This is a genomic window from Streptomyces sp. NPDC058157 (assembly GCF_042884105.1).
GTDB lineage: Bacteria > Actinomycetota > Actinomycetes > Streptomycetales > Streptomycetaceae > Streptomyces.
The window spans coordinates 11,446-20,361 of sequence record NZ_JBHVUQ010000144.1 but is presented as its reverse complement, the minus strand read 5'-3'; the positions used below and the strand labels follow the sequence as shown (position 1 = coordinate 20,361).

At 71.4% G+C, this 8,916-nt stretch carries 7 protein-coding genes; 3 read left to right on the top strand and 4 right to left on the bottom strand.

Annotation, left to right across the window (positions count from 1 at the left end; genetic code table 11):
* Positions 1-808: 808 nt before the first annotated feature.
* Positions 809-3,604, bottom strand: coding sequence for a preprotein translocase subunit SecA (gene secA / locus ACFVXK_RS28165; protein ID WP_389616604.1), 2,796 nt, complete (start codon positions 3,602-3,604; stop codon positions 809-811).
* Positions 3,605-3,830: 226 nt separating this feature from the next.
* Here secA and ACFVXK_RS28160 point away from each other — a divergent pair, with 226 nt between their 5' ends.
* Genes ACFVXK_RS28160 through ACFVXK_RS28150 form a run of 3 tightly spaced genes read left to right on the top strand, consistent with a single transcriptional unit; the run spans position 3,831 to position 6,101 of the window.
* Entirely contained in the window at positions 3,831-4,400 is a 570-nt protein-coding gene (locus tag ACFVXK_RS28160) for a GNAT family N-acetyltransferase (protein ID WP_389616601.1), read from the top strand.
* Positions 4,401-4,443: 43 nt separating this feature from the next.
* Entirely contained in the window at positions 4,444-4,863 is a 420-nt protein-coding gene (locus tag ACFVXK_RS28155) for a GNAT family N-acetyltransferase (protein WP_389616598.1), read from the top strand.
* A gap of 50 nt (positions 4,864-4,913) precedes the next feature.
* Positions 4,914-6,101 carry a winged helix-turn-helix domain-containing protein gene (locus tag ACFVXK_RS28150; protein ID WP_389616595.1) on the top strand — a complete coding sequence of 396 codons (1,188 nt, stop codon included), beginning with the start codon at positions 4,914-4,916 and terminating at the stop codon, positions 6,099-6,101.
* Positions 6,102-6,234: 133 nt separating this feature from the next.
* Here ACFVXK_RS28150 and ACFVXK_RS28145 read toward each other — a convergent pair whose 3' ends face one another.
* From ACFVXK_RS28145 to ACFVXK_RS28135, 3 genes are all read right to left on the bottom strand, one after another.
* The gene (locus tag ACFVXK_RS28145) at positions 6,235-6,990 is read right to left on the bottom strand and encodes a response regulator (RefSeq protein ID WP_389616592.1); all 756 of its coding nucleotides are present in this window, start codon (positions 6,988-6,990) and stop codon (positions 6,235-6,237) included.
* A gap of 187 nt (positions 6,991-7,177) precedes the next feature.
* The gene (gene hpf / locus ACFVXK_RS28140) at positions 7,178-7,876 is read right to left on the bottom strand and encodes a ribosome hibernation-promoting factor, HPF/YfiA family (protein ID WP_389616589.1); all 699 of its coding nucleotides are present in this window, start codon (positions 7,874-7,876) and stop codon (positions 7,178-7,180) included.
* A gap of 352 nt (positions 7,877-8,228) precedes the next feature.
* Positions 8,229-8,916, bottom strand: a 688-nt coding sequence (locus ACFVXK_RS28135) for a ComF family protein (RefSeq protein WP_389616586.1), incomplete at its 5' end; no start/stop codon positions are given.

The window sequence follows — 8,916 nt, the reverse complement described above, 5'->3', positions numbered from 1 at the left end:
CCACATGCCAATCGGCAGAGCATCCCAGCCCAAGACGGCCGCCGGACGCCGGAAATCGAGGAGCGCGTAGCGATCCGACGCGCCTGAGGTCACCTCACGGTCCATCCGTCGGCATCCGGCTACAGCAGCAACCCCAGACGGCCGCCAGACGCCGAGGAGACAGGAGCGCGTAGCGATCTGGGGCGCCCACCGGCCCCGGATGACGAATCCGTCGTCCCTGGGCTACTGCAGCGACCCCAGGCGGTCGTCGGACGCTGGGACGGGAGGAGCGCGTAGCGATCTGGGGCGTGGGGGCGGCCCCGATCAGGGCTGATGTCGGCCCGGAAGGGATGTCTGCCGGCCCGCCACCACCTCGCCTGGTCCCTGATCCGGCCGTATGTCTCATGATCCTCCGTCCCGTTCCTTTGGGGGTTTCCCGGCAGTCCTTGTCTTTCCGGGGCGGGACGGCCTGTCAAGGGTGGAGCGCAGCGACATCGCGAAGCGACGCGACGAAGGAGCGCCCTTGACAGGCCGTCCCGAACCGGAAGGACAGTGGGACTGACGGGAAAGCCCCAACCCTTCTCTGAGACCGCCCCGCCGAGGTCCCGACCATCCCCCACGCCGCCCAGCCGTCCACCCCCGCCCGGCGGCAGACCTCCCCCACCCACCGCCCCGCACCCGGGGAGGCGGGTGGGCAGCCGCCGCCCGGCCCCCGCCCCTCGAGGGGGAGATGGCGGGCCCCCGCCGCAAGCCCCGTACAGACGAAAAAGGCGGGGCCGGACACCCTGAGGTGTCCGGCCCCGCTCGTCCCGCGCGGGGCGGGTACGGGTCACTTCTTGCGGCGGCGGCCGCCCGTCGTCTTCTGGGCCTTGCGGCGCTCCGCGCGGGTCAGGCCGTCTCCGCCGTTGGCGTCGTCGAAGTCGCCCTCGACCACGCCGCCCTCACCGTCCACCGACGGGGCGGAGAAGTGCAGGCGGTCCGGGCGCTGCGGGGCGTCCAGGCCCTTGGCGCGGATCTCCGGCCGCGCCGACGGCACCGGCTCCTTCGTCAGCGACGGGGCCGCCGAAGCCTGCACCGGGACCTCCTCGACCTGCTGCTCGACCTGGACCTCCAGGTTGAACAGGTAGCCGACGGACTCCTCCTTGATGCCCTCCATCATGGCGTTGAACATGTCGAAGCCCTCGCGCTGGTACTCGACCAGCGGGTCCTTCTGCGCCATGGCCCGCAGGCCGATGCCCTCCTGCAGGTAGTCCATCTCGTACAGGTGCTCGCGCCACTTGCGGTCCAGCACCGACAGCACCACGCGCCGCTCCAGCTCGCGCATGACGTCGGCGCCCAGGGCCGCCTCGCGGGCCCCGTACTGCTCGTGGATGTCGTCCTTGACGGACTCCGCGATGAACTCGGCCGTGATGCCGGCCCGGTCCCCGGCGGCCTCCTCCAGCTCCTCCACCGTGACCTTGATCGGGTAGAGCTGCTTGAAGGCGCCCCACAGCCGGTCCAGGTCCCACTCCTCGGCGAAGCCCTCGACCGTCTCGGCGGCGATGTACGCGTCGATGGTGTCGTCCATGAAGAAGCGCACCTGCTCGTGCAGGTCCTCGCCCTCCAGGACGCGGCGGCGCTCGCCGTAGATGACCTCGCGCTGGCTGTTGAGGACCTCGTCGTACTTCAGGACGTTCTTACGCGTCTCGAAGTTCTGGGTCTCGACCTGCGACTGGGCCGACGCGATCGCGCGCGTGACCATCTTGTTCTCGATCGGGACGTCGTCCGGCACGTTGGCCATGGCCATGACGCGCTCGACCATCTGGGCCTTGAACAGGCGCATCAGGTCGTCGCCCAGCGACAGGTAGAAGCGGGACTCGCCCGGGTCGCCCTGACGGCCGGAGCGGCCGCGCAGCTGGTTGTCGATGCGGCGCGACTCGTGCCGCTCGGTGCCCAGCACGTACAGCCCGCCGAGCTCCTTGACCTCCTCGAACTCCGCCTTCACGGCCGCTTCGGCCCTGGCGAGCGCGTCGGGCAGGGCGTGCGCCCACTCCTCGATGTGCTCCTCCGGGTCGAGGCCGCGCTGGCGCAGCTCCGCCTCGGCGAGGTCGTCCGGGTTGCCGCCGAGCTTGATGTCGGTACCGCGGCCGGCCATGTTCGTGGCGACGGTGACGGCGCCGCGGCGGCCGGCCTGGGCGACGATCGTGGCCTCGCGCTCGTGCTGCTTGGCGTTGAGCACCTCGTGCGGGATGCCGCGCTTGGAGAGCTGCTGCGAGAGGTACTCGGACTTCTCGACCGAGGTCGTGCCGACGAGGATCGGCTGGCCCTTCTCGTGCTTCTCCGCGATGTCGTCGACGACGGCGGCGAACTTGGCGACCTCGGTGCGGTAGATCAGGTCGGCCTGGTCCTTGCGCTGCATGGCGCGGTTCGTCGGGATCGGGACGACGCCGAGCTTGTAGATCTGGTGGAACTCGGCGGCCTCGGTCATGGCCGTACCGGTCATACCGGACAGCTTGGTGTAGAGGCGGAAGAAGTTCTGGAGGGTGATCGTGGCGAGGGTCTGGTTCTCGTCCTTGATGTCCACCCCTTCCTTCGCCTCGATCGCCTGGTGCATGCCCTCGTTGTAGCGGCGGCCGGCGAGGATACGGCCGGTGTGCTCGTCGACGATCATGACCTCGCCGTCGATGACGACGTAGTCCTTGTCCTTCTTGAACAGTTCCTTCGCCTTGATGGCGTTGTTCAGGTAGCCGACGAGCGGGGTGTTCACCGACTCGTAGAGGTTCTCGATGCCGAGCCAGTCCTCGACCTTGGCGACGCCGGCCTCGTGGATGCCGACCGTGCGCTTCTTCTCGTCGACCTCGTAGTCGCCGGTCTCCTCGATGCCCTTGAGCGGCTGGCCGGCCTCGCCCTTGGTCAGGCGGGTGACCAGCTTCGCGAAGTCCGCGTACCACTTCGTGGCCTGGTCGGCCGGGCCGGAGATGATCAGCGGGGTGCGGGCCTCGTCGACGAGGATGGAGTCGACCTCGTCGACCACGGCGAAGTTGTGGCCGCGCTGGACGAGCTCGTCCTGCGACCAGGCCATGTTGTCGCGCAGGTAGTCGAAGCCGAACTCGTTGTTCGTGCCGTACGTGATGTCGCAGGCGTACTGCTCGCGGCGCTGGGCGGGCGACATGTTCGCGAGGATGCAGCCGACCTGGAGGCCGAGGAACTTGTGGACCCGGCCCATCATCTCGGAGTCGCGCTCGGCGAGGTAGTCGTTGACCGTGATCAGGTGGACGCCCTTGCCGGACAGGGCGTTCAGGTACGCGGGGAGGGTGCCGACGAGGGTCTTGCCCTCACCGGTCTTCATCTCGGCGACGTAGCCCAGGTGCAGCGCGGCGCCGCCCATGATCTGGACGTCGTAGTGCCGCTGGCCCAGGACGCGCTTCGCGGCCTCGCGGACGGTCGCGAAGGCCTCGGGGAGCAGGTCGTCGAGGCTCTCGCCGTCCTGGTAGCGCTGCTTGTACTCGTCCGTGAGGGCCCGCAACTCGGCGTCGGAGAGGTTGACGAAGTCCTCTTCGATGGAGTTGACCTGGTCCGCGATGCGGTGCAGTTTGCGCAGGATCTTGCCTTCGCCTGCACGCATGAGCTTGGTGAGGACGGACACTGAGGCTGGTCTCCTTGCCGGTCGGGCCTGGGCACTTTACGTAGCCGGGCACGGCAGGTGGGCCCCACCGCAACGGCCATCGTAAGCGAGGACGTGGTCGCGTCGGGAGGTCCGCCGTGTCCGCAGGGCACGGGCGCCCGGAATGAGAACGTACGGGGGACCCGTTGGGTGCCGGTGCGGACGAAAACCCCTCGCCCGGGTTACCCGGGGCCGCAACAATCCGTTCATGGAGCCCCTCACCCTGACCACGGTCCGGCTCGTGCTGCGGCCCTTCGCCCCCGCCGACGCGGAGGAGGTGTACGCGGCCTGCCAGGACCCCGACATCCAGCGCTGGACCGTCGTCCCCTCCCCTTACCGCCGGGAGCACGCCGAGGCCTGGGTCGGCGAGATCTGCGCCGCCTCCTGGCGGGAGGACCGCGAGTACGCCTTCGCGGTGCGGCTCGGCGAGGACGGCCCGCTGGTCGCCTCCGTCGGCGTGCACGTGCGCGGGCCCGGCGCGTACGAGATCGGCTACTGGACCGCGAAGGAGCACCGGGGGCGCGGCTACATGGCCGAGGCCGTCGACGGCGTCGCCCGCTGGCTGTTCACGGAGGTCGGCGCCGGCCGGCTGGAATGGCGGGCCGCCGCAGGCAACGCGGCCTCCCGGGCCGTCGCCGAGAAGGCGGGCTTCCGCGTCGAGGGCGTCCTGCGGGCCGCCCTGGACCTGCGCGGCACCCTGCGCGACTGCTGGGTCGGCGGCCTGCTCCCGTCGGACCTGGGCCTGCCCTCCCGGCTGCCGTACCTGCCGGTGCGCTGACCTCTCCTCGCCCCTGACCCGCGCCTGCGTCGAGAATCCCGGCATGGAACCGATCACCCTCACCACCGAGCGCCTGGTACTGCGCCCGCACCTGCCCTCCGACGTCGACGAGACGTACGCCGCCTGCCAGGACCCGGCCATCGCCCGCTGGATCCCCGTGGCCGTCCCGTACGGGCGCTGCGACGCCGAGGAGTACGTGACGCGCGCCGCCCCGGGCTGCGTCCGGCTGGTGTGGCGGGCCGGGCTGGGCAACACCGCCTCCCGGGCCGTCGCCGAGAAGGCGGGGTTCACCTTCGAGGGCGTCCAGCGAGCGGGCATGGAGCACCGCGGGCTGCTGCGGGACTGCTGGGTCGCCTCACTGCTCCCGGCCGACCTGGGCCTGCCCTCGCCGCTGCCCGCCGAGCCCCTGCCCTACGGGGCCGAGCCGATCCGGGCCGAGACGAGCCGATCGGGACGCACGTGATCGTTCCGGACGGAGGCTCCGTTGTCAGTGGCGGGGCCTAGGGTGCGGTCATGACGACCGCGACCGCGTCCCAGCCGACCGTCTCCCTCTCCGTCGACGAGGCCCGCCGCATCGCGCTGCGGGCGCAGGGCTTCCTCGGCGCGCCCGACCGGAAGGGCGGGGTGCGCGGGGTGCTGCGGCACCTGGGCGCCGTGCAGCTGGACACCATCTCGGTCCTGGCCCGGTCGCACGAGCTGATCCCCTACGCCCGCCTCGGCGCGGTCGGCCGGGAGGCCGTCGAGAAGGCGTACTGGTCCGACAGCCACGCCTTCGAGTACTGGTCGCACGCGGCGTGCGTCCTGCCCATCGAGGAGTGGCCGCACTTCGCCTTCCGCCGCCGCGCCCGCAGGGCCCGCGGCCACCGCTGGCACGTCCTGCGGGACAAGGAGCGCTCGACCGCGGCCGTCCTGGACCGCCTGCGCGCCGACGGCCCGCTGACCTCCTCCGAGCTGGGCGGCGCGAAGAACGGCGGGGAGTGGTTCGAGTGGTCCGAGACCAAGATCGCGGTGGAGTGGCTGCTCGACACCGGTGAGGTGGTCTGCACGGAGCGGCGCGGCTGGAAGCGGGTCTACGACCTCGCCGAGCGGGCCGTCCCCGACGCCCTGCTCCACGACGACCTCGACGACCGCGAGTGCCTGCGCCGCCTGGTGGAGCTGGCCGGCCGGTCCCTCGGGGTGGGCACCCGGGCCGACATCGCCGACTACCACCGCCTCAAGGGCGAGGAGTTCGACGCGGTGGTCGCGGACTCCGGCCTGGTCCCGGTGACGGTGGAGGGCTGGGGCAAGCCGGCCTGGGCGCACCCGGCGGCGCTGGCGTCCGAGCCGCGCGGCCGGCACCGCACCACCCTGCTCTCCCCGTTCGACTCCCTCGTCTGGGACCGCCCCCGCACCGAGCGGATCTTCGGCTTCACGCACCGGCTGGAGGCCTACGTCCCCAAGCCGAAGCGGGTGCACGGGTACTTCGCAATGCCGCTGCTGGCCGGCGGGCGGCTCCAGGGCCGGGTCGACCCGGGCCGCGAGGGACGCACACTGGTGGCCCGGCAGCTGTCCCTCACCACCCCGAAGGCGGCCGGGGCGATGGCCGAGGCGCTGTGGGAGGCCGCCCGGTGGGTGGGCTGCGAGGACGTCCGGGTCGAGCGCGCGGCCGACGAACGGGAGGCCGCGGCGGTCACGGCGGAACTCTCCGCCCGGCGCCCCTAGCGCCCCGTCAGGGGCGCGGGGAACTGCGCGACCAGCCACCCACGGCCCGCAGCCGAACCGAAGAAGCCCGCACCCCGCAGGGCGAAACCGGTGGCCGGCGGCCGAAGCCCCCGGAACCCGCGGAGCGCCCGGCTCAGCGGATCTCCAGGATCTTCTCCCGCATCGCGTACACCACCGCTTCCATCCGCGAGTGCAGCTGGAGCTTCTCCAGGATGTTGCGGACGTGGTTCTTCACCGTGTTCTCGGAGATGAACAGCTGCTTGGCGATGTCCCGGTTGTTCATCCCGGTGGCCACCAGCTTCAGCACCTCCAGCTCCCGGTCGGTCAGCCGGGGCGCCGGCACCAGCCGGCGCTCGTCGGTGCGCTGGATCATCGACTTGAACTCGGTCAGCAGCTTCGACGCCATCGACGGGCTGATCTGCGACTGCCCGTCCGCGACGGCGCGGATCGCGGTGGCGACCTCGTCCGTGGAGATCTCCTTGAGCAGGTAGCCCGTCGCGCCCGCCTTGATCGCGTCGTAGAGGTCGGCCTCCTCGTCGCTGATCGTCAGCATGATGATCTTCGCGGAGGGGGCGACCTCCTTGATCGAGGTGCAGGCCTCGATCCCGCCGCGCCGCGGCATCCGCACGTCCATCAGCACGATGTCCGGAAGCAGGTCGGCGGCCTTGTCCACGGCCTCCGCCCCGTCCCCGGCCTCACCGACGACCTGGATGTCCTCCTCCTGCGCGAGGACGATCTCCAGCCCGCGCCGGAAGAGGGCGTGGTCGTCGACCACCAGGACCCGGATGGGCTCCCCGGCCTGCGCCGGGTCCACCGCCTCCGCGGCCTCCGCCGCCGCACGACAGCCGGCTCCGCCGTCACCGCGCACCGGCCCGAAGCTGTCCGCCATCGTTCCTCCCCCTGCATGTACCGAGCTGCTGGTCCAACCCGGCGGGGGCGGCCGCCGGTTGACTGCCCGCCATGATTCCATGCCCGCACCGTCACACGGGGGTCTGGCGGAATCCCTTTGGCTCATACGAGTCATACAGGTGCCCCTGCGGAAACACGCGGCTTCCGCAGGGGCAACGGATCGATGATCAGCCTCCGAGTGCTCCGCCGGCACCGCCGACGGCCGACTCCTCCGAGCTGGACGCCCCGTCGGGGTCCACGTGGATGACGCCGTAGTCGTAGGCGTGGCGCCGGTAGACGACGCTCGGCATCTTGGTCTCGGAGTCGACGAACAGATAGAAGTCGTGGCCGACCAGTTCCATTTCGTAGAGGGCCTGGTCGAGCGACATGGGCCGGGCCGAGTGGGTCTTCTCGCGGACGATCAGCGGGCCTTCGCCCTGCACTTCGAGGGATCCGATCCGGGTGGTCGGAATTCCGTCCTCGATCTCCTCGCCGACCGGCTGGCCGTTGCCGTTGAGCGTCGCGACGCCCGGCACGCTGTCGGCGACCTCGGCCGCCGAGAGCCGTCCGGAGCCACGGCGGGTGAAGCGCTTGTCGTGCTGCTTGCGCAGCCGGGCCTCCAGCTTGTCCTGAGCCAGGTCGAGGGCTGCGTACGGGTCGCCGGCGGCGGCCTCGGCGCGGATCACCGGGCCCCGCGAATGCAGGGTGATCTCGACACGGTCGGAACGGTCGGCCTGGCGCGGGTTGTGCTCCTTGGACACCTCGACGTCCAAGCTGATCACCTTGGCGTCGAGCTTCTGGATCCGCTCGGGATTCAGCTTCTCGGCCACGTGCTTGCGGAACCGCTCGGGCACCTCGGTCTTGCGGCCCTTGACGACGATGTCCACGCAGAACTCCGTTCCCGGAGACCTTCACCACGAGCGGTGAAGCGTCTCCCTTTCGCACCAGGCTCCGGTGAACACCGGAGCCTCGGACTTGGCGACTTTCACCTCCTCCTCCCCCATCGGCAAGATCTACACCCCACCGACTTCGGAGTAGAGAGACACCCTCTGACACGAAGATTCCAAAACGGGCGGACCGGCGCTCCGATACCAGGGGGCCCAAGGATCGCCAGTTCCTCACAACCGAACATATCTCTCCATGCCGGTTGTCGGCACCCGCTACCGGAACCTACCTCCGTTCAAGGGGTTGGTCCCTCTTACTACCTGCAACGATGCGCATTCCCCAGCAGTTCCAAATCTATTCACAAGATTTTTGCTCTGTACGAGTTGTCCACCGGCGCTCTAGCATCAGGGCCCGGGCGAACGATCCGGACGGCGCCGCCACCACGGCCGCCGCGTCCGCCCGCAGCCCCGCCGCGCGCAGCGCCCGGGCCGCCTCCTCGAGCGTGGCTCCGGTCGTCACCACGTCGTCCACCACCACGATCCGAGCCCCCGCCACCATCCGCATCCCGCCCGGGCGCACCTCCAGGGCCCCGGCCAGGTTCTCCCGCCGCTGCCGGGCCCCCAGCCCGGCCTGGTCGGCGACCCGCCGCCGCAGCCGCAGCACGGGCGCCACGCGCGCGCCCTCCCCGGCCCGCCGCAGCCGCCGCGACGCGGCCAGCGCGATCCGGCGCGCCGGGTCGTGCCCGCGCGCCCGCACGGTCCGCCGCGCGGACGGCACCGGGACCAGTACCAGCTCCCCTTCCCCTGCCCCCGCCCCTTCCCCGGTCCGCGCAAGGGCGGCCGCGACCGCCACCGCCAGGGCCCCGCCCAGCGGTCCGGCCAGGGGCAGGGCCCCGCGTTCCTTGTGGGCGAGCACGACCGCCCGTACCGCCCCCTCGTACCGGGCCGCCGCGTACACCGGCGGCAGCACCGGCCGCGTACCCCCCGCCGCCGGGCGCACCGGCCCCGCGCCCGCCCCGCCCAGGGCCGACACGAAGTCCCCG

Excerpts from the sequence above, each read along its gene's own strand:
- ACFVXK_RS28160 (WP_389616601.1), top strand. The coding sequence starts at position 3,831 with ATGGAGCCCCTCACCCTGACCACGGTCCGGCTCGTGCTGCGGCCCTTC.
- ACFVXK_RS28155 (WP_389616598.1), top strand. The coding sequence starts at position 4,444 with ATGGAACCGATCACCCTCACCACCGAGCGCCTGGTACTGCGCCCGCAC.
- ACFVXK_RS28150 (WP_389616595.1), top strand. The coding sequence starts at position 4,914 with ATGACGACCGCGACCGCGTCCCAGCCGACCGTCTCCCTCTCCGTCGAC.
- ACFVXK_RS28145 (WP_389616592.1), bottom strand. The coding sequence starts at position 6,990 with ATGGCGGACAGCTTCGGGCCGGTGCGCGGTGACGGCGGAGCCGGCTGT.